This window comes from Rhodococcus sp. USK10, from assembly GCF_019378875.1.
Classification (GTDB): domain Bacteria; phylum Actinomycetota; class Actinomycetes; order Mycobacteriales; family Mycobacteriaceae; genus Rhodococcus_F; species Rhodococcus_F pseudokoreensis.
The window spans coordinates 1446043-1472361 of sequence record NZ_CP076048.1; the positions used below are offsets into that span (position 1 = coordinate 1446043).

The window sequence follows — 26319 nt, forward strand, 5'->3', positions numbered from 1 at the left end:
TCTCGTGCACCCTGGGAGGGCACCATGAGTGGCATCGCAATCCTTCTGGTCGGCGCCGTTCTGTGCTTCGCCGGTGTCGGTTCACTCCACGTCGCCGTTCTCGCCTCGGGGTTCGGCCTCGGCTGGCTGCTCGCCGAGCTGCTGTCGCTGTCGCTCGGGACGACGTTCCTGTTCGCGGCAACCGGTGCGGTCGTGGTGTGGGTGGCCACCACCCTGATCTTCAAGTTTGCCGCATTCTTCATCGGGATCATCGCGGGTGCGGTGGTCGGCGCCAAGCTCAGCCGGGTGCTGCAACCCGAGGACGTCAATTGGATCCTCAGCGGAATCGTGATCGTCGCGCTCGCCGTCGCCTGCGGGTTCGTCGCCGACCGGTACCGGGCACGGGCGCTGCTGTGGCTCACCGCGCTCGGCGGCGCCAGCATGGTGCTGACCGGCCTCGGCATGGCCATCGGCTCGCTGAGTTTCCTCGACCAGCCGAACGAGGGGGTGCAGCAGTTCTTCGCGTCGCTGGTCTGGGTCGCCATCGCGGCGGCGGGCTGGTTGACGCAGCGGCGGCTGTTCCCGGAGAAGCTCCGGATCGACGACAGTCGCGCGAGGCGCTAGTCGCGTTCGGGCGCCTTCACCACCGTCAGCGCGGCCAGCCCGATCGCGAGCACGATCACCAGGCCGAGGATCCCCGCCCGATCCGCCGCGAACCACCACGCGAACAACCCGAACAGGGTGGGCGAGAGGAACGACACCGCGCGACCGGTGGTCGCATACAGGCCGAACATCTGACCCTCCCGTCCGGGCGGAGTGATCCGGGCCAGGAACGTGCGCGCGGACGACTGCGCAGGCCCGACGAACAGGCACAGCAGCAGTCCGAAGATCCAGAACATGGCAGGCCCGGACACCCCCACCAGAACGATGCCGACGACGATCATCGCGATCAGGGACGTCATGATGACGGTTTTCGGGCCGATCCGGTCGTCGAACCGTCCTGCGGTGAGCGCGCCGAGTGCGGAGACGACGTTGGCGGCGACGCCGAACAGCAGCACGTCCCCGGCGCTGATGCCGTAGACGTTGACGGCGAGGACGGCGCCGAACGTGAAGACACCGGCCAGTCCGTCCCGGAACAGCGCGCTCGCCACCAGGAAGTAGACGGTGCGCCGGTCGGCGGACCAGAGGTCGCGCAGATCCCGCCACAGCACCCGGTACGACTCGACGAAGCCCGCCTTGTCCGCACCCGGATCCGCGTGCGTGCGGGGCAGCTCGGGGACCTTCACCAGCACGGGGATCGCGAAGACCGCGAACCAGACGGCGGCCAGCAGCGCGACCGTCCGGATGTTCAGGCCGCCGTCGGTGGTGAGCCCGAGGAATCCCCGACTGTCGCCGTCCCCGGCGATGAAGCCGAAGTAGCACAGCAGCAGGAGCACGATCCCACCGAAATAGCCCATCGCCCAGCCGAACCCGGACACCCTGCCGATGTTCGACGGCGTGGACACCTGCCTGAGCATCGCGTTGTACGGGACGCCGGCCAGTTCGAAGATCACCGAACCCGCGGCGAGGAGTACCAGCCCGAGCCACAGGTACTGATAGGAGTCGCGGACGAGGAACATCGCCGCCATGCACCCGACCGTCGCGAAGGTGAGGACGCCGAGCGCCCACTTGCGTCGTCCCGCGGCGTCGAATCGCTGACCGGTGACGGGGGCGAGCACGGCGATGAGGAAACCGGCGATGCCGAGCGACCACCCCAGCCAGGTGCTCGCGGAGATCGATCCCGGCAGGTCCTCCCCCACTGCGTCAGTCAGGTACACGGAGAAGACGAACGTGAGGATCACGGCGTTGAAGGCCGCCGAACCCCAGTCCCACAGCCCCCACGCGACAACCTGTCTGCGCGTCGCGGCCTCGCCGATCCCGGCCGGCGGACGAACGTCGGTGCTCATGCCCGCGAGCCTATGCGAGCGAGTGGGGAGTGCGTGCGGTCTGACGTCACGAGAATCCGGCTCGGGTCGACCAGCCTAGTGTGCACTCAGTTGCATAGGCACCTCGTTGCATACATACTTCGTTCGTGGCACTCGAACATGCGCTCCTCGTCTCCCTGACCGAGCACTCCGGCTCGGGGTACGAATTGGCGCGCCGGTTCGACAAGTCCATCGGCTTCTTCCAGAGCGCCACCCACCAGCAGATCTACCGCGTCCTCAAACGCATGGACGAGGCCGGCTGGGTCGACGCCGAGGTGGTGGCGCAGGACGGCCGTCCCGACAAGAAGGTGTACCGGGTCAGTGCGGCCGGAAGCGCGGAACTCGCGCGCTGGATCGCCGAACCCACCGAGCCCAACCACCTGCGCAACGAGCTGGCCGTGAAGATCCGCGCCGCTCGACACGGTGACGTCGCCGCACTCACGGCCGAGGTCGCCCGCCACCGCGACGGCCACGCCGCCCGGCTCGAGGTCTACCGCATGATCGAAAAACGCGACTTCCCCGCTCCGGACCAGCTCTCCGGGGCGGCCCTGCACCAGTACCTCGTCCTGCGCGGCGGAATCCGCGTCGAGGAGGGGTTCGCCGACTGGTGTCAAGAAGTACTCGACGCGCTCTCACACTAAGGACACGCCGCCAATGACACAGTTCCCCCAGCTGCTCGCCCCCCTCGACCTCGGCTTCACGACGCTGAAGAACCGGGTGATCATGGGTTCCATCCACACCGGACTCGAGGACCGCGCCAAGGACGTCCCCCGGCTGGCGGAGTACTTCGCCGAGCGCGCCCGCGGAGGGGTCGCGCTGATCGTCACCGGCGGTTACGCGCCCAACCGGACGGGCTGGCTGTTGCCGTTCGGCGCGAAGCTCACCAACCGTGTCGAGGCCCGCAGGCACCGCGCGATCACGAAGGCGGTGCACGACGAGGGCGGCAAGATCGCCCTGCAGATCCTGCACGCAGGCCGGTACAGTTACCAGCCGTTCAGTGTCTCCGCCTCGTCGATCAAGGCGCCGATCAACCCGTTCCGGCCCCGCAAACTCACCGGCCGCGGCGTCCGCTGGCAGATCCGCAACTTCGTTCGCTGCGCGCGTCTCGCGCAGCAGGCCAACTACGACGGCGTCGAGATCATGGGCGGCGAAGGCTACTTCGTCAACCAGTTCCTGTGCGAGCGCACCAACAAGCGCACCGACGAGTGGGGTGGGACTCCCGAGAACCGCCGCCGGATGGCCGTCGAGATCGTCCGCCGCACGCGCAAGGCGGTCGGCCCGGACTTCATCATCATCTTCCGCCTGTCGATGGCCGACCTCGTGGAGGGCGGTCAGACATGGGACGAGATCGTCGCGCTGGCACAGGAAGTGGAGGCGGCGGGCGCCACCATCATCAACACCGACATCGGCTGGCACGAATCGCGTGTTCCCACGATCGTGACGTCGGTGCCGCGGGCCGCGTTCGCCGGCATCACCGGCAAACTCGAGAAGCACGTGACCATCCCCGTGGCCGCGTCGAACCGGATCAACATGCCGGAGGTCGCCGAGGAGATCCTGACCCGCGGTGACGCACAGCTGATCTCGATGGCACGCCCGATGCTCGCCGATCCCGACTGGGTGCGGAAGGCGGAGGCGGGCACACCCGACGAGATCAACACGTGCATCGCGTGCAACCAGGCCTGCCTCGACCACGCCTTCGTCCGCAAGCACGTGTCGTGCCTGCTGAATCCGCGGGCAGGCCGGGAGACGGAACTGACGCTCTCCCCCACCCGGACCGCGAAGCGGGTCGCCGTTGTCGGAGCCGGCCCCGCGGGGCTGTCCGCGGCGCTCGGCCTGGCTCAGCGCGGCCACGCGGTGACCCTGTTCGAGGCGGATTCGGAGATCGGCGGCCAGTTCGGCATCGCCCGCAAGATCCCCGGCAAGGAGGAGTTCGCGGAGACCATCCGGTACTACAACCGCCAGCTGCCGCTCGCCGGCGTCGACGTCCGGCTCGACACCCGCGTCACCGCGACCGAGCTGGTCGGCACGTACGACGAGGTGATCGTCGCGACCGGTGTGACGCCCCGCGTCCCGTCGATTCCGGGGATCGACCATCCGAAGGTGCTCACGTATCCGGAGGTCGTCCGGGGTGGCAGGCCCGTCGGACGGTCGGTCGCGGTGATCGGAGCCGGCGGGATCGGCGTCGACGTCAGCGAGTTCCTCACCCACGAGCACTCGCCGACTCTCGATCTGAAGGAATGGAAGCAGGAGTGGGGTGTCACCGAACCGGAGGCCGCGGCGGGCGCCCTCACCACACCCATTCCCGAACCGTCGCCGCGCGAGGTGTACCTGCTGCAACGCAAGAGCGGCCGGATCGGCGCGGGACTCGCCAAGACCACCGGCTGGGTCCACCGGGCGGCGCTGAAGAGCAAGGGCGTCCAGGAACTGTCCGGGGTCAACTACGAGCGCATCGACGACGCCGGCCTGCACATCACGTTCGGCGCCAAGCGGGAGAAGCCCCGTACTCTCGCCGTCGACAACGTCGTGATCTGCGCGGGCCAGGAATCGGTGCGTGACCTCGTCGACGAACTGACCGTCGCCGGCGTCACCACCCATGTCATCGGGGGCGCCGACGTCGCCGCCGAACTCGACGCCAAGCGCGCCATCGAGCAGGGCACCCGGCTCGCGGCCCGCATCTGACGCACTACGCTGCTGACCGTGAGCTTGCCGAACCCCACCCCCAGTGCCCGCGCCGTCGTGACCGGCGCCTCGTCCGGAATCGGCGAGGCGCTGGCCACCGACCTGGCCTCCCGGGGCCACTCCCTGATCCTCGTCGCGCGCCGCGGCGAGGTGATGGAGTCACTCGCCGGGACCCTGCGCGACAAGTACGGCGTCGAGGTCGACGTGCGCGTGTGCGACCTGTCGGATCGGGACGCGCGGGCCGCGCTGGTCACCGAACTTGCGGGCCGTGAGGTCAGCGTCCTGTGCAACAACGCCGGCATCGCCACGTTCGGGCCCGTCGCCGGACTCGACCCCGCCTACGAGCGGGCCCAGGTGGAGCTCAACGCCGTTGCGGTGCACGACCTCACCCTCGCGGTGCTGCCCGGGATGATCGAACGCGGGTCCGGGGCGATCCTCATGGTCGGCTCGGCGGCGGGTAACATGCCCATCCCCCACAACGCCACCTACGCGGCCAGCAAAGCGTTCGTCAACACGTTCTCCGAATCGCTGCGCGGCGAACTGAAGGGAACGGGCGTGAACGTCACCCTGCTCGCCCCCGGACCGGTGCGCACCGGGGAGCCCGACCCGGCGGATGCGTCGATCGTGGACAGGCTGGTGCCCGACTTCCTGTGGATCTCCAGCGAATACACCGCCAAGGTGTCGCTCGACGGCCTGGCCGACAACAAGATGCGCGTCGTGCCCGGCATCATCAGCAAGGCGATGTCCGTTGCCGGACAGTACAGCCCGCGCGCGGTGGTCGCGCCGATCGTCGGGACGTTCTACAAGAAGCTGGGCAGTTAGTCACCGCTTGCGACGTCGCCCGGTCCCGAAGATGCTGCGGGAGATCTCACGGCCTGCCGCCGACGCGGCCGAGCGGAGGAAACTCTTCACCGCGGAGTTCCCGAGGATCTGCTCGGCCATGTTCGGCCCCTCCGGCTGCGCGGGCGCAGGGGGCGGCGGGTCGGGCAGCGGGGGCAGGTCGAGGCCCGGTTCCGCGGCAGGCGCACCGGCGACCTTGGCCGTCAGCTTCTCGTACGCCGATTCCCGGTCGACGGTCTGCCCGTACTTCGCGTGAAGCGGGCTCGACGACGCCGCAGCCGTGATCGCGTCGTTGCCGATGGTGTCCATCAGCGAGCGGGGAGGCCGAATCCTCGTCCAGGCCACCGGTGTCGGCGCGCCCCGTTCCGACAGGACCGTCACGATCGCCTCGCCGATGCCCAGTGACGTGAGGGCCTTCTCGAGGTCGTAGTTCTCGGTGGTCGGGTACGTCCGTACCGTTTTGGTCAGGGCCTTCTGGTCGTCCGGCGTGAAGGCGCGCAGCGCGTGCTGGATTCGGGCACCGAGTTGCGACAGCACCGCGTTCGGGACGTCCGTCGGCAATTGCGTGCAGAAGAACACCCCCACGCCCTTCGAGCGGATGAGCTTCACGGTCTGTTCGACCTGCTGCAGGAACGCCTTCGACGCGTCCGCGAACAGCAGGTGCGCCTCGTCGAAGATGAAGACGAGCTTGGGTTTGTCGAGATCGCCTTCCTCGGGCAGGGTCTGGAACAGATCCGCCAGCACCCACATCAGGAACGTGGAGAACAGTGCGGGGCGCGCGGCCTGGGCGCCCAACTCGAACAACGTGATCACACCCGTGCCGTCGATCACCCGGAGCAGGTCCTCGGTCTCGAGTTCGGGTTCCCCGAAGAACGTGTCGCCGCCGCCGGCTTCGAGATTGACGAGGGCCCTGAGGATCACACCGGCCGTGGCCGGGGACACGCCGCCGATGCCCTTCAGATCGGCCTTGCCCTCGTCGCTGGTGAGGTGTGCGATGACCGATCGCAGGTCCTTCAGATCGAGCAGCGCAAGCCCCTGGACGTCGGCCCAGTGGAAGATCAGCCCCAGCGTGGACTCCTGAGTCTCGTTGAGCCCGAGCACCTTGGCGAGCAGGATCGGCCCGAACGCGGTGATGGTCGCGCGGACGGGGATGCCCAGGCCTTCCGTTCCCAGCGAGAGGAATTCCACGGGGGATCCCGCGGGCCGCCACTGGTCGTCGCCCGTCTCGGCCGCCCGGGCCGTGATCTTGCCGGTGGCCTCGCCCGGCTGTGACAGACCCGACAGGTCGCCCTTCACGTCGGCCATCACCACGGGAACTCCTGCAGCCGACAGCTGCTCGGCAATACCCTGCAGCGTCTTCGTCTTTCCCGTCCCGGTGGCGCCGGCGACGAGTCCGTGCCGGTTTATCGTCGCGAGGGGGATGCGCACGCGGGCCGCAGGATCGACGGCGCCGCCCAGAACCACGGTTCCCAGTTCCAGCGCCGCACCCTCCGAGGAGTACCCGGCCGCGATGTCCGCGGCGGCACCCGACGGAGCGGCGACGCCTGCAGGAACACGGTTCTCCGCAGCCTCTGCCTCCCGGGCCTCCTGCTCGGCCGCCTCCGCTGCTGCCGCTGCCTCCGCCGCGACCCTGGCCGCCTCGGCGGCTGCCGCCCTCGCGGCCGCCGCCCTTTCCGCCGGGGTCGAGGTCGCGTCGCCGTCCTGGGATTGCGGGGTCATCCAAGCCCTCCTCGGATCACACACATCGGGAGAAAGTGTCCACCGCAGACCTTATCCCGTCACACACGTGACTACTGTGTTCCTGGTGCAGGACAAACTTGTGTGGATCGATTGTGAAATGACCGGGCTCCGCCTCGGTACCGACAAGCTGATCGAGATCGCGGCTCTGGTCACGGACAGCGAGTTGAACGTACTCGGTGAAGGTGTCGACATCGTCATCCACGCCGACGACGACGCGCTCGCGGCCATGCCCGACGTGGTGACCAAGATGCATGAGAACTCCGGACTGACCGACGAGGTCCGGAAATCCACGGTCACCCTCGCCGAGGCCGAGCAGCACGTGCTCGCCTACATCCGCGAGCACGTCCCCGTCGCAGGCACGGCGCCGCTCGCAGGCAACTCGATCGCCACCGACCGCGGATTCATCGCCCGCGACATGCCGGACCTCGACACCTACCTGCACTACCGCATGATCGACGTCAGCTCCATCAAGGAACTGTCCCGGCGCTGGTACCCGCGGATCTACTTCGGTCAGCCCGAAAAAGGTCTCGCCCACCGCGCCCTGGCCGACATCAAGGAGTCGATCCGGGAGTTGAAGTACTACCGGAAAACGGCGTTCGTATCCGAGCCCGGACCGTCTACCAGCGACATCGCCGCAGTCGTCGAGGAACTCGGACCCGCCTGAGATACCGATTGGCGTTTTGCGCATCGAACGCGCTAATATCTTCCTCGCCGAAGTTACTGCCCCCGGGCGGTGACAGAAGCACAGTGGTGGGTGTAGTTCAGCTGGTAGAGCACCAGGTTGTGATCCTGGGTGTCGCGGGTTCGAGTCCCGTCACTCACCCCACACGGAAAGCCCCCGGCCTCGGCCGGGGGCTTTCCTCTTTGCAATTGGTCTCTCGCCGCCGTCAGGCGTTGGCGTTGCCCGCCTTCCAGACATCCCACGGGATGTTCCAGTCCCCGAGGCCGTCCGTGCCCGACAGGGTGCCGCCCAGCGTGTTCTTGACGACGACGATGTCGCCGCGCTTCGTGTTGTCGTACACCCACTTCGCGTTGGACGGGCTGAGGTTCAGGCAGCCGTGGCTCGCGTTCGAGTAGCCCTGCTGCCCCACCGACCACGGCGCCGAGTGGAAGAAGATGCCGCTGTACGACATTCGCGTGGCCCAGTCGACGGGAGTCTTGTATCCCTGCGGCGAGTTGACGGGCACGCCGTACGTGGACGAATCCATGACGAGGTTCGCGAACCGGTCGCCGATGATGTAGACGCCGTTGTCGGTGGGTGTGTCGTCCTTACCCATCGACGTGGGCATCGTCATGATGACTTCGCCGTTGCGCTCGAACGTGACCTGCTTGGTGTTGTCGTCCGCGGTCGCGACGACGGCGTCGCCGATGGTGAAGGCGGTGTGGACGTCCTCCTGACCGAACAGGCCGTCACCGAGATCCCGGCCGTACACGGCGACCTTCACGTCCACGGCGGTGCCGGGCGCCCAGTAGCTCTGGGGACGCCACCGCACCTCGCGATTGTTCACCCAGTAGAACGCGCCCTCGACGGGCGGAGTCGTCGTCACCGTGATCGCCGACTCCGCCGCCTTGCGGTCGGGGATGTTCTCGTCGAACTGGACGGCGATCGGCTGACCGATGCCCACCACGTCGCCCTCGGACGGCAGCACGTACGGCTTGGTGACGTTTCCGGGCGCGCTGGTGGTGAACTCGGACGTCGAGACGGTGCCGCCACCGAGTCCGTTCGCCTTCACCTCGAGCCGGTACTCCTTGTCGTAGCCCAGCGGCTCCGTGTTGACCCAGGACAACCCGTCGGGGGCGATGGCGCCGTCGACCGGCTCGCCCTCCGGGTTGAGCATGGTGACCTTCGCCAGCGTGCCGTCGGCCACCGTCACCGTCACCGGTTGCCCCGGCGAGAATCCCACCGCACCATCGACTGCCGACGCCGTCAGCTTCGGCTTGATGAGTTCGGTGACCGGATTGGAATCGATCGGCGCCTCACCTTCCGACGTGACGCTGTCGGCACCGGAGACGGTGCACCCTGCGATCGACAATGCGAATACGAGTGATGCCGCCACAATCGTCGCCGTCTTCGAGACGGAACTCACCGATTGCGCACGCATGCGCCCGCCACGCCCCACACCCATGGATAACCCCACTTCACGTCCTCGCTCCGAATTCACGTTCAAGCCGGCGCGTCCCTCGCCTTCGCAAGACGATTCGGCACGTCGAGACCGTGTGGTCTCCAATGATGCCAGCCGCTGGAGACCGGTTCCAACCAAGCGCCGGGCCGCTCAATAACGTTCGAATATCAATCGTGACCAGCGGCGCTCTTGTTACGCACCACCCTGCGGATGGGGTCGTCACGGGGAGTAGCGACCAGGCGATTTGCATTCCCGAGAAGCGACCCGCTAATGTTCTGTCTCGCAAGAGCGAGCGCCTATAGCTCAGTTGGTAGAGCAAGTGACTCTTAATCACTGGGTCCGGGGTTCGAGTCCCTGTGGGCGCACTTGCACGAAGGCCCCTATCCTCTCACGAGGATGGGGGCCTTTCTCGTTGTCACCATCTCACCGGAGCGTGCGGGCGGTCACATGACGAACGGGCCGCCGGAACGTGAAGTCACGGGGAACTTCACCTCCGACGGCCCGTTGTCACGGGGGGGTCGTTCAGCGCAACGCTTTGCGGAGCACCAGGAGCCCTGCCACCGCACCCACGGCGATCAGTCCGTACTTGACCGCCGGCTCGTTCAGCTTCGCGATCAGCGTCCGCTTCGTGTTCTCCACGAGACGCTTCGGGTTGGTGCGGACCGTCAATTCGTCGAGAGTGCTCGCGAGCTGATTACGCGCGTTCTCGATCTCACGCTCGATGCTCTCGGTGTCCCTGGGCACGTGTCCTCCAACTTGTTCGACTTGTTCGATCAGCGAGAGCGACGCTACCGCGACGTTCCCACACTTGCGTCAACCGTAGACGAGAACTTCCGACCTGCGACTCCGTCTCCCCCAATCGCGCTTCGGCCCACTGTCGTCCCTGCCCGGTAGCCTGACTTCTCGTGACCGACAACAGCAGACTCGCCCCCGGCGACACCGCCCCCGCCTTCACACTGCCCGACGCCGACGGCAACGACGTGTCGCTCGCCGACTTCCGCGGCCGCAAGGTCGTCGTGTACTTCTACCCGGCGGCGAGCACGCCGGGCTGCACCAAACAGGCGTGCGACTTCCGCGACAATCTCGCCGACCTCAACGGCGCAGGCCTGGACGTGATCGGCATCTCCCCCGACAAGCCGGCGAAGCTCGCCAAGTTCCGCGACAACGAGGAACTGACGTTCCCCCTTCTCTCCGACCCCGAGAAGACCACGCTCGAGGCGTGGGGCGCGTTCGGTGAGAAGAAGATGTACGGCAAGACGGTGCAGGGCGTCATTCGCTCCACGTTCCTCGTCGACGAGGACGGGAAGATCGAGGTCGCCCAGTACAACGTCCGGGCCACCGGGCACGTCGCGAAACTGCGGCGGGACCTGTCCGTCTGATCGCTGCGTCGGGCGGCGGTGTCTCGTCCAGCCGCCCGATCACATCGTTCGCGCGCAAAACGGCGCGGCGAGTCTCCTCGTCCAGGTGAAACCCGACGCATCACCGGGAGGGATCTTCGGAATCCGGACGAAAGACGGATAGCCTGGGGCGGTGGAGTCTTCAGTCAGCAAGCAAGCGCCGCGCCGTGTGGATCCGGCGTTGGAGCTGCAGTCGGACCCGCAGGAGCTCCTGCCGCGCAGACGTCCGACCCAGGAACGTAGCCGCCGCAAGTTCGACGCACTGCTCACGGCATCGCGGGAGTTGCTGGTGGACGTGGGATTCGAATCGTTCACCTGCGAGGAGGTCGCCGCCCGTGCGGACGTCCCGATCGGCACGCTCTACCAGTTCTTCGCGAACAAGTACGTGATCGTCTGCGAGCTCAACCGGCAGGACCTCGTCGGCGTGCAGCACGAGATCGCCCAGTTCAACGGTGAGGTCCCGTCCCTCGACTGGCTGCGGTTCCTCAATTCGTTCGTCGACCACATGGCAGGCCTGTGGACGTCGGATCCGTCGAGGCGCGAGGTGTGGCTGGCGATGCAGTCGACGCCCTCGACGCGCGCCACCGGCGCCATCCACGAGAAGGCGTTCGCGGAGCAGGTCTCGCGGATGCTGGCACCGCTCACCCCGGATACGTCGCGGGAGAGGCGCACGATGATGGCCGAGGTACTCGTCCACGTCGTGTACTCGATGCTCAACTTTTCGGTGCAAGACAATCAGAGCCATGCGGATGCCGTCGCCGAGCTGAAACGGCTGATGGTGGCGTACCTACTGGTCGCCGAAAAGGAATCGCGCACCACGTAGGCGCTACGCACTCGTGCGCCCTTCCGGTTGCCGGGGCTACCAGAAAGGCGCACGAGCGCCGGAGGCGCCTACACGGATTCGATGACGGCGAACGCGCCTGCCATGTCTCCGTCGTGGGTGAGCGAGATGTGGATCTTCACGTCGGTCAGATGCTTGGCGACGTCCCCGCGTAAGCGGATACTCGGTCGCCCCCACGCATCCGTCACCACCTCGATCAGGTGGTGGATCATCTCGGGCAGCACCGGCGGGCTGGCGAAGAGAGACGTGGACCAGGCCTTGATCACTGCCTCCTTCGCAGCCCACCGGGCGGCGAAATGTCTAGCCGGATCGGAGCTCCGGGTCACGGCGTCCCGACGCTCGCCCGGTGTGAAGTTGTCGAGCATGGCCGTCCCTGGCCGGTCCAGCTGCTCGGCGAACTCCGACACCGTCACGAGATCGAAGCCGATCCCCAGAACTCCCATCCGTCGTTCCTACTTGCAGCCGGGCAGGCCCGAGCTGTACACGTCGTCCGCTCCGAGGCGCGCGGCCTCGGTGAGCAGGACGTCCGCCTCGAGCTGACGGGACGCGGCGGCCGGGACGCTGTCGCCGCCGAAGCGACGATCCGCCGGACGCTCGTACAGGCTGCCGCCGCCGACCATGGCCTTCGCCAGACGACGCTGACCCTCGACGGTGCGCTTGCGTGCCTGCTCGAGGTACGCCTCACGCCGGTCGGCCGGGATGGCCTCGACGAACGCCTGCGAGTGGACGACCGCAACCATGCCCGACACGTGCCCGAAGCCGAGGCTGGTCAGCAGACCGGCCTTCAGCGGGAACTGCTCGCCGAAGCGGAGCGCCTCCCGGGCCCACACGAGGTGTTCGAACTCGGCCATCTTCTCGTCGACGCAGTCGAGGCTGCGGTTCGGCGGCACGATGCCCTGGTCCAGCACCTGGCAGAGACCGATCAGCTGGAATGCTGCGGCACCACCCTTGGCGTGTCCGGTGAGGCTCTTCTGCGAGACCACGAACAGCGGTGCACCTTCGCTGCGGCCGAGTGCCCCGGCGAGGCGCTCGTGCAGCTCCGCCTCGTTGGGATCGTTGGCCGCGGTGGAGGTGTCGTGCTTGGAGATCACCGAGATGTCGTCGGCACTCACACCGAGCTTGCCGAGCGACTGGGCGAGCTGCGAATCCGCTCCCCCACGACCCGCGCCGAGCGCACCGATTCCGGGAGCCGGGATCGACGTGTGGACACCGTCCGCGAACGACCCGGCGTAGGCGACCACACCGAGGACGGGCAGGCCCATCTCGAGTGCCAGGTCACCGCGAGCCAGCAGGATGGTGCCACCGCCCTGCGACTCGACGAACCCGCCGCGACGACGGTCGTTGGCCCGCGAGAATCGACGGTCGTCGATGCCCTTGGCCCGCATGTCGTCGGTCTTGGCCGTGGCGGACATGTCACCGAATCCGATGATGCCTTCCGCGCTGAGGTCGTCGAACCCGCCGGCGACCACGAGCTGAGCCTTGCCGAGCTTGATCTTGTCGACGCCCTCTTCGACGGAGACCGCGGCCGTGGCGCACGCCGCAACCGGGTGGACCATGGCGCCGTAACCGCCGACGTAGGACTGGACCACGTGCGCCGCAATCACATTCGGCAGGGCTTCCTGCAGGATGTCGTTCGGCCGGTTCTCGCCGAGCAGCGTGTCGATGTACAGCGACCTCATGGAGGTCATGCCGCCCATGCCGGTGCCCTGGGTGTTGGCGACCAGCGAGGGGTGCACCCACCGCAGCAGTTCGCTGGGCGTGAACCCACCGGTGAGGAACGCGTCCACCGTGGCGACGATGTTCCACAGGCCCACCCGGTCGACGGAGTCGGCCATGTCGGCGGGGATACCCCACTTGGTGACGTCGAAGCCGGTCGGGATCTGGCCACCCACGCTGCGCGTGAGCTTCATCTTGCGGGGGACGCGGATCTCGGTGCCCGCACGGCGGGTGACCTGCCAGTCACCGCTGTCCGGAACCGGGGCGGCGACCGTGTTCTCCGGGTCGGCCTCGACGAAGGCGAGTGCCTCCGCTTCGGTGCTGACCACGAAGCTCAGGTCCTTGTCGAGGAAGACCGACGTGAGCAGCGGTGCGGTGTTCTCGATCATGGCGCCGTCGTCGACGTAGCGACGGATGCCGCAGTTCTCGACGACCGTGTCGTGGTACCGGTCCGCGATCTCGGCCTCCGGAACCAGTTCCCCGGTCTCGGCGTCGTACCAGCCTGCGGACGGTGTGGTCTCCCACACGACGAGTCCGGTGTTCCAGGCGAGTTCGAGAACGCCTGCCGCCGAAAGCTCTTCGTCGACCTCCATCTCGAAGCGGGTACGCGAGGAACCGAACGGTCCGAGCTCACCGGCGCCGACGATGACGACGAGGTCCTCCGGAGCCGCAGTGACGCCGGACCAGGCCGGAGTCACCGACGCGGAGACCCGCGGCGGGGCGGGCAGGGCCGCGATGGTGTCGAGAGCGTCCGCAATCTCGTCGGCCTCGGCGGCGGCAGCCGCAGCGTCCTGAGCCTGCTTCGCCAGAGCGGGCAGATCCAGGTTCGCCTGGGCGAGCCCACCGGTCAGATCGGCCGCGAGCGGCTCGGTGGAGGCGAGGCGACGGGCCTCGGGCTCGCACCACTGCAGCAGTTCGGTGGCCATTTCCTGGGTGGACCAGGTACGGACTCCGGCGCCTTCGACGGCCTCGACCAGCGGGTCGTTGCCACCCATCAGGCCGGTTCCGCGGACCCAGCCGATGAGAGCGTGCACCAGGGTGACGCGCTCGGCCCAGTTGCGCTCGGCCTTCCAGCGGCCGACCACTGCGTCCAGCGCGGCCTTGGCCTCGCCGTACGCACCGTCGCCACCGAACAGACCGCGGTTCGGGGAACCGGGCAGCACGACGTGCAGGTGGGTGTCGACGTCACGGTCGTAACCGATCTTCGACAGTCCGCCGATCAGGCGCTCCACCGACCACAGGAGGACACGCATCTCCATTTCGGCGCGGGCGCCGGCGTCGGCGAGGTCGCCTGCCACGCGGGGCGCGGCGAACGGGAACAGCAGCGTCGGGGTGACCGCTTCCTTGACCAGCTTCTTCGATCCACCGGCCGTCTCGTACTGGGCTTCACCGATCCACTCGATGAGTGCGTCGATGTCCGTGTAGGACGCCATGTTCGCGGGGACCACCCACAGGGCGGCACCGGCGCGGGCAGTGCGGCGGTACAGGTCGCGGTAGAAGCCGAGACGCTTGTCGTCGAGACGCGAGGTGGTCACGAAGACCGTCGCGCCGCCTTCGAGGAGCTTCCCTGCGACCGAGGCCGCGATGGAGCCCTTGCTGGCGCCGGTGACGACGGCGACCTGGTCTGCCCATTCCGGGGTCTCGTCGGTGACGACGACTGCCGCCTCCGCGATGCGTCCGTACTTCTCGGCCAGAGCCGTGCGACCTTCGTCGGTTGCGCGGGCCTGCCACCATGCGGCCTGCGCCGCAACGGACTTGCCTGCACCGGCGAAGCCTTCGATCTCGAGGGACTCGGAGCCTGCCGCGTCGATCCACAGACGAGCCAGGTCCTCACGGGCGCTGGCCCAGCGGTCGTCGAGGAGCACCGCACGCTTGGCGTCGAACGCGGGAGCGACCAGTCGCGGCCAGTCGGAGCCGAGTTCCGCCGACACAAGGTCGACGAGTTCGGTGTCGGTCGGCTGCGCTGCGGTCGCCGTGTCGCCGGCGAAGCCGAGCTGCTCGAGCACCAGGCGGGCGGCCGAGGCCAGCACGCCGTCGCGGCCCGTGATGTGCTCGGTGAACTCACCCAGCGCCGCTGCGTCGACGGTGCCACCGGCTCCGCCGCCCGAGGACGGGAGGGAAACGCTGATTCCGCGGCGCGAGGCGACTGCGGCCACTGCGCTGTCGATGACGGCGTCCACTGCGGCACCGTCGGCGAGACCGCCGCCGGCCAGACCGCCGAGGTCACCACCACGGATGCTGGAACCGTCGCGGGTTCCGAGCGCCACCTCGGCGGTGACGTGGTACGCCCAGCCGTCGCCGAGTTCCCAGACCTTCTTCACACGGTCCGCGATGGCCGCGGGACGACGACCCGAGGGGCCGAAGACCTTGCGGAGGTGGTCGTTGATCGAGTCGGACAGCACCGGGCCGAACGGCTTGTACGTGCGGGCCAGGGAGTCGACCGTGCCGGCGAGCGAGCCCATGTCGGCGTCTGCGGCACCGTCGATCGCGCCGAGCGAGAGCTCGGAGCCGAGGTCGACGAGCAGCTGGTTACGCCGCGAGGACACGCCGTCGCACAGCGCCTCGATCGTGTCGACGGGGCCGACCTGGTCGGGGCGGAGCTTCGTCCACAGGCTGATCAGAACCTTGGTGGCGTCGGCGGCCTTGAACGCGATGTCGTCGGGACGCGGTCCACCGGACGGTGCTGCTGCCGGGGCCGGAGCCGCGGCGGGTGCAGCCGATGCGGCGGGAGCAGCAGCTGCGGGTGCTGCCGGCTCGTCGTCCTCGACCGGCGCCGGATCGACGTCGGTGGAGTACACGATCGCTGCTTCACGCTCGATGTTGAGGACCTCGACCGGGTAGCCGAAGCGGCCCGGCAGCTTGAGGGTCTGCGACGCGAGGTTCGCGACGGTCGGGACGGAGCCCAGACCGATCTCGACGAACCGCTCGACACCCAGTCCACCCTCGGACTCGTCGGCGAACAGCAGGTCCTGCGTCTCGATCCAGCGCACCGGGCTGGCGAACTGCCAGGCCAGGAGCTCGGTGAGGACCACGCGGGTGAGCTCAACCGGCTTCTTCGCCCAGGAGGCGAAGTCCTTCAGCACCTTGTCGAGGGGCTTCGACGGCACCAGGTCGGCGATCTCCTGCACGAACTCCTTCTCCAGGGAGAACGGCTTCGGGACCAGGTTCGGGATGTAGCGCCCGATCAGGATGGCCGGGTCGATGTCCTGCGGCAGCAGTTCCTCGAGACGTCCACGGAAGTCGTCGACGCCGCCACGCAGCACCGTCGAGTGGAACGGGACGTCGATGCCCGGGACCATGATGTACGCGCGCTTGCCACCGAAGGCTTCGCGGCGGATGTCGATCTGCGTCTCCAGCGCGTTGAGCCCGGCGACCGTGCCCGCGATGGCGTACTGCGAGCCACGCAGGTTCAGGTTCACGATCTGCATGAACTCACCGGTCTCCTCGGCGACACCGGCGACGAACGCCTCGACGTCGTCGTCGGCCAGACCGATCTGCGACGGGCGGATGGCGGCCATCCGGTAGTCGGAGCGGCCGGCCTCGTCGCGGGGAACGAGTGCGTGCATCGCGGAGCCACGCTGGAAGACCACCTCGAGAACGGCTTCCAGAGGCAGCACACCGGCGACGGCGGCGAGAGCGTTGTACTCACCGACCGAGTGGCCTGCGAGCAGGGCACCCTCGACGAATGCGCCGGACTCACGGAGCTCGGCGACCTGAGCCACACCGAGAGTCGCCATCGCGACCTGGGTGAACTGGGTCAGGTGCAGGACACCGTCCGGGTGCTTGTGCTCGATGCCACGCGCCTTGACGACCGTCGGGTTGTCGCGGACCACGGCGAGGATCGAGAAGCCGAGGGCCTTGCGGGTGTGCTTGTCGGCGCGGTCCCAGATCTCGCGGGCAGCCTTGGAGCGGGCGCGGGCGTCGAGGCCCATGCCCGGACGCTGGATGCCCTGTCCGGGGAACGCGTAGACGGTCTTCGGGGCGGCGGTGCGACCCGTGGCGACCATCACGAGGTCACCGTCGATGCGGCAGCCGACCTCGACGATCTCCGCACCACGGTCCGTGGCGATGCGGTCGACGCGGACGTCGATCTCGGCGCCGGGGCGGACCATGCCGAGGAAGCGCGCGGTCCACGCGGTCAGGCGACGCGGCGGCGTCTTGGTCTCGGCGGGGTCCACGGCGGTGACGACCTGCTGGGCGGCGGCGGAGAGCCACATGCCGTGCACGATCGGGCTGCCGAGGCCGGCGAGCAGTGCCGCGTTGTCGGAGGTGTGGATCGGGTTGTGGTCACCTGACACCTGGGCGAAGGAGCCCATGTTGCGGGGAGCGACGATCTTGGTGTCGCGGCGACGACGACGCGGGGTGTCGACAGCAGCGTCACTGAGCGAGCCACCGGCGCGGGCCGGGTCGGACAGTTCGCCCTTGCCGGTGCGGCCGCGGATCGCGAAGCGCTCCGACAGGGTGACGACGGCAGGCGCGTCCAGGCCCTCGCCGAGCATGGCGCCGACCTCGACCTTGACCTCGACGACGCGGCCCAGGTCGGTGTCGAGAACCGAGGCGACCTCGGCCTTGACGACGAGAATGCTGGTTTCCGACGGCAGTTCGCCGACGAAGTCGACGCCGTGGTCCAGGTGGACCAGGTCGAGCATGCCCTCGATGACGGAGAGCGAGTCTTCGGTCTTGGCGGCACCGAGGACGGCGAACACGGCCGGCCAGCAGGCGCCGACGACGACGTCCGGAACGGCCTTACCGCTCACGCTCAGCGTCGTGGGCAGACCCGAACCGGTGACACCGGCGTGGTCCGCGATCAGGTCGGGCGTCCACGCCAGGTTGAGCCGTGCGACACCGTTCTTGACGGCGGGCAGTTCCTGGCCGGCCGCGACCGCGAGGAGAGCCGTCATGGACTTCTCGGCGTCGGCCTCGGTGACCACGGGGGCGCCACCGTCGGCGACGGACGCGGGAACGGTGATGGTGATCTCGACCGACTTGCCTGCGACCAGCGGGACGGTGAGGAGCACCTGACGGTCCTCGATCACGGACAGCTCGGCACCGGTGGTCTCGTGGACCGCGCGGGTGTCGGACTCGACCGACCACTTGTCGAGGTCACCGAGCCGGCGAACCGGGTTCAGGGTCAGGCGCGAGGCCCACTGGATGTCGGGAGCCGACAGAACGGTGTCGAGGAGGCCGCGGGCGATGTCCGCGTGACGACGTGCGAGCAGCGACTGCGGCTCGGCACCGGCGGTGACCAGCTCGTCGTAGGTGGCCTTCTCGAAGCGGTCCAGCAGTTCGCCGACGGGCTCGTCGGCGCGCGTGATGCCTGCGACGGCGACGGTGCCGGGGATGACGCAGACCTGGTCCGCGGTGTAGCGGGGATCGTGCGCCTGCCACAGCGAGTCGGAACGCCACCAGCGGCGGACGTCACCGTCGACGACGGGAACGAAGTTCACCGGCTTGCCGGGGGTCTTGCACAGCGAGACGAAGAACGAGACGTCCGCGGGGTGCAGAACCGTGGTCGCGTAGTCGGGGTACTGAGCCTGCAGGGCGCAGATGGCCGCCTCGGGACGCTCGAGAATTGCCTCGTCGGCGAACAGGGTGGGGATGGGTCCGCGGTCGACCGGGTGCAGACGCGACTCGGTGCGCTGCAGCATCTCACCGAAGCGCGCACGCCAGGTGATGTCGAGCCACGGGCTCTCGGAGGCCTCGATGATGGCGTCCTGGAGATCGGTGCCGCAGTCGAATGCCTTCGCCGCGTCGATGCCGACGGCCAGCTCGAGGTAGCGGCGCAGCCACTGCTCGTACGTCATCGTCGCGACGTCGCCGAAGAACGGCTTGGCCGTGACGTTCAGGGCCTCGATGATCTCGTCGCGACGCTCGGCGACGGCGTCGGCGTCGCCGGCGACCTCGTCGAGCAGGCGGCCGGTGCGGGACGCGGCGTTGTCGATCTCGTGGATGTCGGCGCCGAGCTGGCTACGGCCGGAGGCCATGCCGCCCTCGGCGGTGCCCGCACCGACCCACGCCGGGGTACCGGGGGTGTCGACGAGGAGCTGCTTGACCTCGGGAGACGTGGTCGCCTCGAGGGTGGCCATGGCGGCGGTGCCGACCAGGATGCCGTCCAGCGGCATCGCCGGGAAGCCGTGCGCGACGGACCAGCGGCCGGTCAGGTAGTCGGCAGCCTGTTCGGGCGTGCCGATGCCGCCACCGACGCACAGGACCAGGTTCGGCCGGGTACGCAGCTCGGCGTAGGTGTCGAGGAGCAGGTCGTCCAGGTCTTCCCACGAGTGGTGGCCACCGGCGCGGCCGCCCTCGATGTGGGCGATGACGGGGAACGAGGGAACCTCGTTGGCGATGCGGATGACGGAGCGGATCTGCGCGACCGTGCCCGGCTTGAACGCGACGTAGCTGAATCCGCCCTCGACGAGGTCCTCGATGATCGAGACGGCGTCCTCGAGCTCGGGGATGCCTGCGGTGACGACGACGCCGTCGAAGGGAGCACCCGCGGCGCGGGCCTTCGGGACGAGGCGCTTGCCACCGACGTGGAGCTTCCACAGGTAGGGGTCGAGGAACATCGAGTTGAACTGCACGGCGCGGCCCGGCTCGAGCAGCCCGGTGAGCTTCTCGACGTTGTCGGCGAAAATCTGCTCGGTGACCTGGCCACCGCCGGCGAGCTCGGCCCAGTGGCCTGCGTTGGCGGCCGCGGCGACGATCTTCGGGTCGACCGTGGTCGGGGTCATGCCCGCGAGCAGGATCGGCGAACGACCGGTCAGCTTCGTGAAGGCGGTCTCGACGCCGATGCGTCCGCCCGGCAGCGACACCGGCTTCGGGAGGAACTCGGTCCAGGCGGCGGGAACCTCGGGGGTCGCGCCCGGGGTGAGCAGGTTGCGGTGACCGCCACGGGTCGCGGCGGCGACGATGCCGACGCCCTGGCCGCGGACACTGGCCGACGTCATGCGGGTGAGGAGGTCACCGGGTCCGAGATCGAGGATCCATGCGGCACCGGCTTCGATGGTGCCGTCGACGGCCTCGACCCAGTCGACGGGGTCGACGAGGCAGGCGCTCGTGAGGGCGCGGGCCTTCTCCTCGTCGAGACCGCAGCGCACGGCCCACTGGCCGACGATGTCGATCGTCTCCGCGAGTGCGGGGTGGTGGAAGCCGATCTCGACCGCGAGGGGCTCGAAGACGGGCGCGAAGATGGAGCCGCCACGCTTCTTGGCGTCGCGCTCACGAGCCTCGTCGGCCTCGATCTGCTCGCACCGCTGCTGGACGCGTGCCAGCTGGGCGGGCGGGCCGGACAGAACGACGCGGCGACGGGCGTTGCGGATGCCGAGGACCGCTGCGCGTTCGGGCTCGAGGCCTTCGGCGAGCTCCTCGACGATCTGACGGAGCCGTTCCGGATCGACGTTGGAGACAGCAAGCATCGGGGTGGAGTCGGCGGCGGAGATCACTCCGCGGCGACGGCCGACCAGACCGGCGGCCGCACCGATGAGCTGAGCGAGGGCGAGGAGTTCGCCGTCCTTCCGACCCGAGGAGGCGACGGCCTCCGCGGCGAGGAGTCCCTGGGAGTGGCCGATCACCGACACGGGAGCCGTAACCGCGGGATCGAGGCCCTGAGCCGCCAGCGCACGCAGCGCTGCGATCTGGGTGAGGAAGACGCCGGGGAGGGACACCGCCGCCGAGGTCAGCGCTGCCGCGGAAGGTCCGGACGCCTGGGCGTCGTCCTCTTCGTCGGCGAGTTCCTGCTCGAGGATCCATGCGATGGGGTCGAATCCGACCGGGCGCACGACGAGCAGCTCCTGCGCCACGGGGGCGAGGTAGTCGGCCGCGTCGTTGACGAGGGTGGTGAGTGCCGGCTCGAGTCCGTTGTCGCGGCTCAGTTCCTCGAGCGAGCTCAGCCAGGGTGCGCCCTGACCACCGAAGGCGAGCGCGTACGGCTCACCTCCGAGCAGACGATCCACCAGGGTGCCCTTGCTCGACGACCGAGTGTCGTCCCGGTCTACGCCGATGCGCCGCGAACCCTTCGAGTTGCTTCCGTTTCCTGCGGGTGTCGTGTCGTCAATCGTCACGCGTATGTCCTCTCCTGTTCCCCTCTGGGGGGAGGTGGGGATTGCTGTCTGCTGCCCTCGGCATCGTGTGCCTGCTGTATCGGCTCTGATCAGCTCTTCCGGGCTGCTCAAGGTTGACACAGAATCATGAGGATTTCCTCACGTTCACGAGCCGCCGGGGTGTCACAGCCGTGCATCGGAGAAATATCGCGTGATGTCCCTCACAGACCTACCGCGAAGTGACCGACGGGTAGATCACGTCTCCGCTGCACGTGGGCGGTGCAAGGACGTCCAAGAACCTGAGGAAAGCCTCACATTAATCGTTATCAATTCGTTACCACCTTGACGAAGTCCCAGGTTCATGCAGGTATGCGTCCTCGAAACCGGCCCCGGAGCACGAAGAAACCGAACCTGTCGGACCCTCGCACTAATGTTCGATTCCAGGAACACCCGACAGCCATTCTCCGGGGGGAAGAAATGAGCACAGCCCACATCCGCGCCCTACTCGATCACATCGACGCCGAACTGCCGCGAGAGTCGTGGCCGCACTGGACGGAGGGCTGGCCGCAGGAGATCGAAGCCGCTCTGCTCGACGCGGCCTTCTCCGCCCGCGCGACGTACGGCATGCCTACCACCGGGGTCCGCGCCGTCATCGCCCGTTGGCGCGATCACCGCGCCGCACCACTCGACGACCTCACCGCACTCGCCGCGTACGCCGACGAACCCGAAGGCCTCCTGACGGTCCTGAACAACCGGCAGCGGGTACCGGGGAACTACACCACCAAGGCCGAGGCCGTCGCCACGGCGGCACGCTCGCTCACCGAACTGGGCTGCACCACGTCCGCAGATCTCCGCGACGACGACGCGCAGCGGAGCGCCGTCGTCGCCGTGCCCGGATTCGGAGCCGCCACCTGGGAATGCTTCGCCATGCAACTCTGCGTGCCCACAACCGCGTCCCGCGCAGTGGTGTGTGACTTCATCGCCGAGGCACTCGATCTCGAATCACCCGCAACCACAACACAGGCGGAAGACCTCGTCGCCGCCGCGGCAGCGCGCCTCGAGGTCACCGCCACGACCTTCACCCACGCCATCTGGCGATACCAGCGCCGGCAGCAACGCGCGGCAGGTGCGAGGTGAAGTACACGCGGGAAGTCCTCGAACAGGCGGTCGCGGAGTCGACGAGTTACGCCGGCGTAATTCGCTACCTCGGCCGGCGCCAGTCCGGAGGAATGCAAACCCACCTGAGTCGTCAGATCAAGAAGCTCGGGATCGACACGACGCACTTCACCGGCCAGGCGCACACCAAGGGCAAGCCTGCGCGCAACCGCATGTCGTGGGAGGAGATTCTCGTGGAACGACCACCGGGAAGCGCACGCGTGAAGCCACATCTGTTGCGCCGCGCGCTGATCGAGGCTGGCGTCGAGTACAAATGCGTTCTCTGCGGACTCGGTGATGATTGGTGCGGACTCCCACTGATCCTGCACGTGGACCACATACGGGGTGACCCGTCCGATTCCCGGTTGGAGGAAGTTCGATTCCTGTGCCCCAACTGCCACAGCCAGACTGCAACGTGGGCGGGGCGAAATATCGGGAACGGAGGCGAACGCACCGGCTGACGTGCGCGCGTCGGAGTGTCGCACTCATGGCGTAGTCTGTCCTTCGCGCGCGAGTGGCGTAATTTGGCAGCCGCGTCAGGTTTAGGTCCTGGTGTCCGAAAGGACGTGGGGGTTCGAGTCCCCCCTCGCGCACTTCTCGGCTTCGGCCGATTCGGTGGCCGTATGCCCGGCCGGCTCGACATTCGCGGGCGAGCCTGTGACCGCCGCCATAGCGGTAACCTCTCCTAGCAGCGCATTCCGCGATTCAGGTACCGTCGTTACGTGTCCGGTAACCGTAAGCAACGCCGCCCCGCGCTGATCCTGTTGGTGGTCGTCGGGGCTGTCGGGTGCCTCGCACTCGGCTGGTGGCAGTGGCAACGGTTCGAGGCGGTGGGCGGAACGGGCCAGAATCTCGGGTATGCGTTCCAGTGGCCACTGTTCGCAGCGTTCCTGGTCTACGCCTACCGGCGATTCGTGCAGCTCGAGGACGCCGAGCCGGCAGACACGACCGATGTCCCGGACGCGCCCGCCGAACTGCGGGAAATTCCTGCGGACGTCCTGCCCCCTCGCCCCGCTGCAGCCGAGGACGACGATCCGGACGACCTCGAAAGCCTGCAGATTTCGCAGTACAACCAGTACCTCGCCGAGCTGTCCGCTCGCGAGACCGATAGGAGCACCACGTGAGCACGGGCCAAGACGAGACGACTGCCGGTTCGGTCGCAGATACCGCGAAGCAGAAGAAAGTTGCTCCCGCGCTGCTGCGCTACCGAGTTCTCGCCTACGCCACCGGTGTGTGGCTGCTGGTCCTCACCGCGGAGGTCGTGGCCAAGTACATCTTCAAGGTCGACGACCTGCCGACGTGGATCGCGGTGGTTCACGGCTGGGTGTACTTCGTCTACCTGCTGGTGACCCTGGACCTGGCGGTCAAGGTGCGCTGGCCCGCGGGCCGGACGGTCGGAACGCTCCTCGCGGGCACCATCCCGTTCCTGTCGTTCTACGTGGAGCATCAGCGGACCAAGCAGGTCCGCCGCGACTTCGAACTCTGATCGAACCGCTCGGCTCCGTCACATGACGACCGGCTGACCGGTGATCATCGCGATCACGTAGGTCAGCCGGTCGAGCGGTGTCTGTCGGTATCAGCGCCCGGTGAGCGCCGCCAGGGCGGGGACGAGTTGAACGAGCGCCCGCCCTCGATGCGAGGAGGCATCCTTCTCCTCGGGTGAGAGCTGAGCGGCCGATCGGGTGTCCCCTTCGGGCACGAACACCGGGTCGTAGCCGAATCCGCCGTCGCCGACCGGCTGACCGGCGACGCTGCCCCGCCATTCGCCTCGGACCACCGTTTCCGCGCCGCCGGGTACCACGAGCGCACACGCCGAGACGAACGCCGCTCCCCTGCGGTCTTCGGGCACGTCGGCGAGCTGAGCCAGGACCAGTGCGGTGTTCGCGGGATCGTTCCCGTGCGTGCCCGACCAGCGGGCGGACAGGATTCCGGGCATACCGTTCAGGGCGTCCACCTCGATTCCGGAATCGTCTGCGACGCAGGGCAATCCGGTGGCGGCGGCGCCGTCGCGTGCTTTCGCGAGAGCGTTCTCCTCGAACGTCGCACCGGTTTCGGGGGCCTCGGGGTATTCGGGCACGGCGTCGAGGCCGACCAGTTCGATCCCGTCGACGCCGGCCGCCGCGAGCACGCGATGCAGTTCCCGGAGCTTCTTCGCGTTGCGGCTCGCCACCAGCACCCGTGTGGTTTCCGGCACCGGTCTAGCTCCCGAACTTCTTCTTCGACGTCTCCGGGACCTTCGGCTCGGGAAGCTCACCGGGATAGGGCAGTTCGAGTGCCGCCTTCTGGATCTCGAACAGCTGCTCGCAGCCTGCGAGTGCGGAATCCAGCAGTTTGTCGAGCGTGCTCCGCGGGAAGGTCGCGCCTTCGCCGGTGCCCTGGATCTCGACGAGGGTGCCGGTGTCGGTGGCCACCACGTTCATGTCGACCTCGGCGCGCGAGTCCTCCTCGTACGGCAGGTCGAGGCGCACACGGCCGTCGACGACGCCCACACTCACCGCGGCGATGCCGCAGGAGATGGGCTGCGGGTCGGCGAGGCGGCCGGCGGCACGGAGGTAGGTCACCGCGTCGACGAGTGCCACGTAGGCGCCGGTGATGGCGGCGGTGCGGGTTCCGCCGTCGGCCTGCAGGACATCGCAGTCGAGGGCGATGGTGTTCTCACCGATGGCGGCCAGATCGATGCAGGCGCGGAGGGAGCGTCCGACGAGCCTGCTGATCTCCTGGGTGCGTCCCCCGACCTTGCCCTTGACGGACTCTCGGCCGCTGCGGGTGTGGGTGGCGGCGGGCAGCATGGCGTATTCGGCGGTCAGCCAGCCGAGCCCGGAGCCCTGACGCCAGCGGGGAACGCCGTCCTCGACGCTGGCAGTGCACATCACCCGGGTGTTTCCGAATTCCACCAGCACCGATCCCGCGGGATGAGTGGTGAAGCCTCGGGTGATCTTGACCTCGCGGAGTTCGTCGTCCGCCCTGCCGTCTTCTCGTGTGGTCACAGCGGAGAGCCTAGTCGTCCCCGGGTGGGGCGCGGACACGGCGTCAGACGGTGTAGACGCCGCCCGCGGACACTGCGTGCACGGGACCGGAGAATTCGGCCTTGGCCTCGGCGATGACGTCCTCGCGGGACGTCCACGGCGGGATGTGGGTCAGCAGCAGTTCGGCGACACCGGCGCGGTGTGCGACCTGGCCGGCCTCGGTGCCCGAGAGGTGGATTCCTTCGGGCCGGTCCGGGCTGTGCGTCCACGACGCCTCGGCGAGCAGCACGTCGGCGTCGCGGGCGAGTTCGATCACTTCCTCGCACATGCCGGTGTCGCCGGTGTAGACGAGGGTCCGTCCGGCGCCGTTGGTCAGGCGGAATCCGTACGCCTCGGGCGGGTGGTTGACTCGCCGCGCCGTGACAGTGAGATCGCCGATCGTGACCTGTTCACCGTCGGCCCAGTGGTGCAGATCGATCGTGTCGGAGATGTCGTCGATATCGCCGCCGCACTCCGCGGACGCGACACCGATCCGGCGGGCGGTGTCGGACGGACCGTAGACGAGGGCGCGTCCCGTCGGCGGATTCGGATGGTAGCGACGCCAGACGAGCAGTCCGGGGAGGTCCAGGCAGTGGTCGGCGTGCAGGTGGCTGAGGAGGACGGACACCTCGCCGGGATCGGCGAACCGTTGGAGCGCACCGAGGACACCGGGTCCGAAGTCGAGTACGAGCGGCGGTGTGTCCGGCGCGGTCAACAGATAACCCGATGCAGGTGAGTCTGGTCCGGAGACGCTCCCTGAACATCCCAGGACGGTAATGCGCATACCCGCCATGCTGCCACGACGACCCGTTTCGGAAAAAGCTTCCGACGGAATTGGCGC

Annotated in this window: 20 protein-coding genes and 3 tRNA genes; 14 read left to right on the plus strand and 9 right to left on the minus strand. The window is 68.2% G+C overall.

What is annotated here, in order from left to right; genetic code table 11:
* The first annotated feature begins 24 nt into the window (after window positions 1–24).
* Entirely contained in the window at window positions 25–603 is a 579-nt protein-coding gene (locus tag I1A62_RS13690) for a DUF4203 domain-containing protein (protein ID WP_219458907.1), read from the plus strand.
* Here the strand turns inward: I1A62_RS13690 and I1A62_RS13695 are convergent.
* On the minus strand, window positions 600–1925 hold the full coding sequence (locus tag I1A62_RS13695; protein WP_219458908.1) for an MFS transporter: 1326 nt from the start codon (window positions 1923–1925) through the stop codon (window positions 600–602). The genes I1A62_RS13690 and I1A62_RS13695 overlap by 4 nt on opposite strands.
* A gap of 125 nt (window positions 1926–2050) precedes the next feature.
* On the opposite strand from I1A62_RS13695, the gene I1A62_RS13700 reads away from it, so the two are divergent.
* The 3 genes from I1A62_RS13700 to cmrA are packed head-to-tail and all read left to right on the plus strand — an operon-like array spanning window position 2051 to window position 5444.
* Entirely contained in the window at window positions 2051–2584 is a 534-nt protein-coding gene (locus I1A62_RS13700) for a PadR family transcriptional regulator (protein WP_124390084.1), read from the plus strand.
* Window positions 2585–2597: 13 nt separating this feature from the next.
* Complete coding sequence (locus I1A62_RS13705) at window positions 2598–4622, plus strand: NADPH-dependent 2,4-dienoyl-CoA reductase (RefSeq protein ID WP_219458909.1); 2025 nt, start codon at window positions 2598–2600, stop codon at window positions 4620–4622.
* A gap of 18 nt (window positions 4623–4640) precedes the next feature.
* Entirely contained in the window at window positions 4641–5444 is an 804-nt protein-coding gene (gene cmrA / locus I1A62_RS13710) for a mycolate reductase (protein WP_219458910.1), read from the plus strand.
* On the opposite strand, the gene I1A62_RS13715 is transcribed toward cmrA, so the two are convergent.
* Complete coding sequence (locus I1A62_RS13715) at window positions 5445–7181, minus strand: helicase HerA-like domain-containing protein (protein ID WP_219458911.1); 1737 nt, start codon at window positions 7179–7181, stop codon at window positions 5445–5447.
* A gap of 85 nt (window positions 7182–7266) precedes the next feature.
* On the opposite strand from I1A62_RS13715, the gene orn reads away from it, so the two are divergent.
* Both orn and I1A62_RS13725 read left to right on the plus strand, forming a co-directional pair.
* Window positions 7267–7866 (plus strand): oligoribonuclease, encoded by a 600-nt coding sequence (gene orn, locus I1A62_RS13720; protein ID WP_219461191.1) that lies wholly within the window; start codon window positions 7267–7269, stop codon window positions 7864–7866.
* An 86-nt stretch (window positions 7867–7952) separates the two neighbouring features.
* Window positions 7953–8028 (plus strand) — tRNA-His (locus I1A62_RS13725).
* Between the two features lie 61 nt (window positions 8029–8089).
* Here the strand turns inward: I1A62_RS13725 and I1A62_RS13730 are convergent.
* Window positions 8090–9328 (minus strand): Ig-like domain-containing protein, encoded by a 1239-nt coding sequence (locus tag I1A62_RS13730; RefSeq protein WP_124390080.1) that lies wholly within the window; start codon window positions 9326–9328, stop codon window positions 8090–8092.
* Window positions 9329–9617: 289 nt separating this feature from the next.
* Between I1A62_RS13730 and I1A62_RS13735 the strand changes: the two genes are divergently transcribed.
* A tRNA-Lys gene (locus tag I1A62_RS13735) sits at window positions 9618–9690 on the plus strand.
* 157 nt (window positions 9691–9847) lie between these two features.
* Here I1A62_RS13735 and I1A62_RS13740 read toward each other — a convergent pair.
* Window positions 9848–10069, minus strand: a complete 222-nt coding sequence (locus tag I1A62_RS13740) for a DUF3618 domain-containing protein (RefSeq protein ID WP_037236402.1) — start codon at window positions 10067–10069, stop codon at window positions 9848–9850.
* Window positions 10070–10230: 161 nt separating this feature from the next.
* Between I1A62_RS13740 and bcp the strand changes: the two genes are divergently transcribed.
* Entirely contained in the window at window positions 10231–10704 is a 474-nt protein-coding gene (bcp, locus tag I1A62_RS13745; RefSeq protein ID WP_095864958.1) for a thioredoxin-dependent thiol peroxidase, read from the plus strand.
* 151 nt (window positions 10705–10855) lie between these two features.
* Complete coding sequence (locus I1A62_RS13750; RefSeq protein ID WP_124390079.1) at window positions 10856–11545, plus strand: TetR family transcriptional regulator; 690 nt, start codon at window positions 10856–10858, stop codon at window positions 11543–11545.
* A gap of 68 nt (window positions 11546–11613) precedes the next feature.
* Here the strand turns inward: I1A62_RS13750 and I1A62_RS13755 are convergent, their stop codons facing one another.
* The gene (locus I1A62_RS13755) at window positions 11614–12006 is read right to left on the minus strand and encodes a holo-ACP synthase (RefSeq protein ID WP_009474123.1); all 393 of its coding nucleotides are present in this window, start codon (window positions 12004–12006) and stop codon (window positions 11614–11616) included.
* Between the two features lie 9 nt (window positions 12007–12015).
* Window positions 12016–21339, minus strand: coding sequence for a type I polyketide synthase (locus tag I1A62_RS13760; protein WP_219458912.1), 9324 nt, complete (start codon window positions 21337–21339; stop codon window positions 12016–12018).
* Window positions 21340–21795: 456 nt separating this feature from the next.
* Here I1A62_RS13760 and I1A62_RS13765 point away from each other — a divergent pair, with 456 nt between their 5' ends.
* From I1A62_RS13765 to I1A62_RS13785, 5 genes are all read left to right on the plus strand, one after another.
* Entirely contained in the window at window positions 21796–22455 is a 660-nt protein-coding gene (locus I1A62_RS13765) for a hypothetical protein (protein ID WP_219458913.1), read from the plus strand.
* Complete coding sequence (locus I1A62_RS13770) at window positions 22452–22934, plus strand: HNH endonuclease (protein WP_219458914.1); 483 nt, start codon at window positions 22452–22454, stop codon at window positions 22932–22934. The genes I1A62_RS13765 and I1A62_RS13770 overlap by 4 nt, the downstream gene beginning before the upstream one ends.
* Window positions 22935–22981: 47 nt before the next feature.
* Window positions 22982–23066, plus strand: a tRNA-Leu gene (locus I1A62_RS13775).
* 129 nt (window positions 23067–23195) lie between these two features.
* Complete coding sequence (locus I1A62_RS13780; RefSeq protein WP_124390075.1) at window positions 23196–23597, plus strand: transcriptional regulator; 402 nt, start codon at window positions 23196–23198, stop codon at window positions 23595–23597.
* Complete coding sequence (locus I1A62_RS13785) at window positions 23594–23959, plus strand: DUF3817 domain-containing protein (RefSeq protein ID WP_124390074.1); 366 nt, start codon at window positions 23594–23596, stop codon at window positions 23957–23959. The genes I1A62_RS13780 and I1A62_RS13785 overlap by 4 nt, the downstream gene beginning before the upstream one ends.
* Before the next feature lie 90 nt (window positions 23960–24049).
* Here I1A62_RS13785 and I1A62_RS13790 read toward each other — a convergent pair whose 3' ends face one another.
* The 3 genes from I1A62_RS13790 to I1A62_RS13800 are packed head-to-tail and all read right to left on the minus strand — an operon-like array spanning window position 24050 to window position 26262.
* Window positions 24050–24667: a non-canonical purine NTP pyrophosphatase gene (locus I1A62_RS13790; RefSeq protein WP_124390073.1), complete on the minus strand. Its 618-nt coding sequence runs from the start codon at window positions 24665–24667 to the stop codon at window positions 24050–24052.
* Window positions 24668–24671: 4 nt separating this feature from the next.
* Window positions 24672–25460, minus strand: coding sequence for a ribonuclease PH (gene rph / locus I1A62_RS13795; protein ID WP_072947017.1), 789 nt, complete (start codon window positions 25458–25460; stop codon window positions 24672–24674).
* Window positions 25461–25503: 43 nt separating this feature from the next.
* A complete protein-coding gene (locus tag I1A62_RS13800; RefSeq protein ID WP_206010574.1) occupies window positions 25504–26262 on the minus strand; it encodes a cyclic nucleotide-degrading phosphodiesterase in 759 nt (252 codons plus the stop codon).
* Window positions 26263–26319 lie beyond the last annotated feature (57 nt).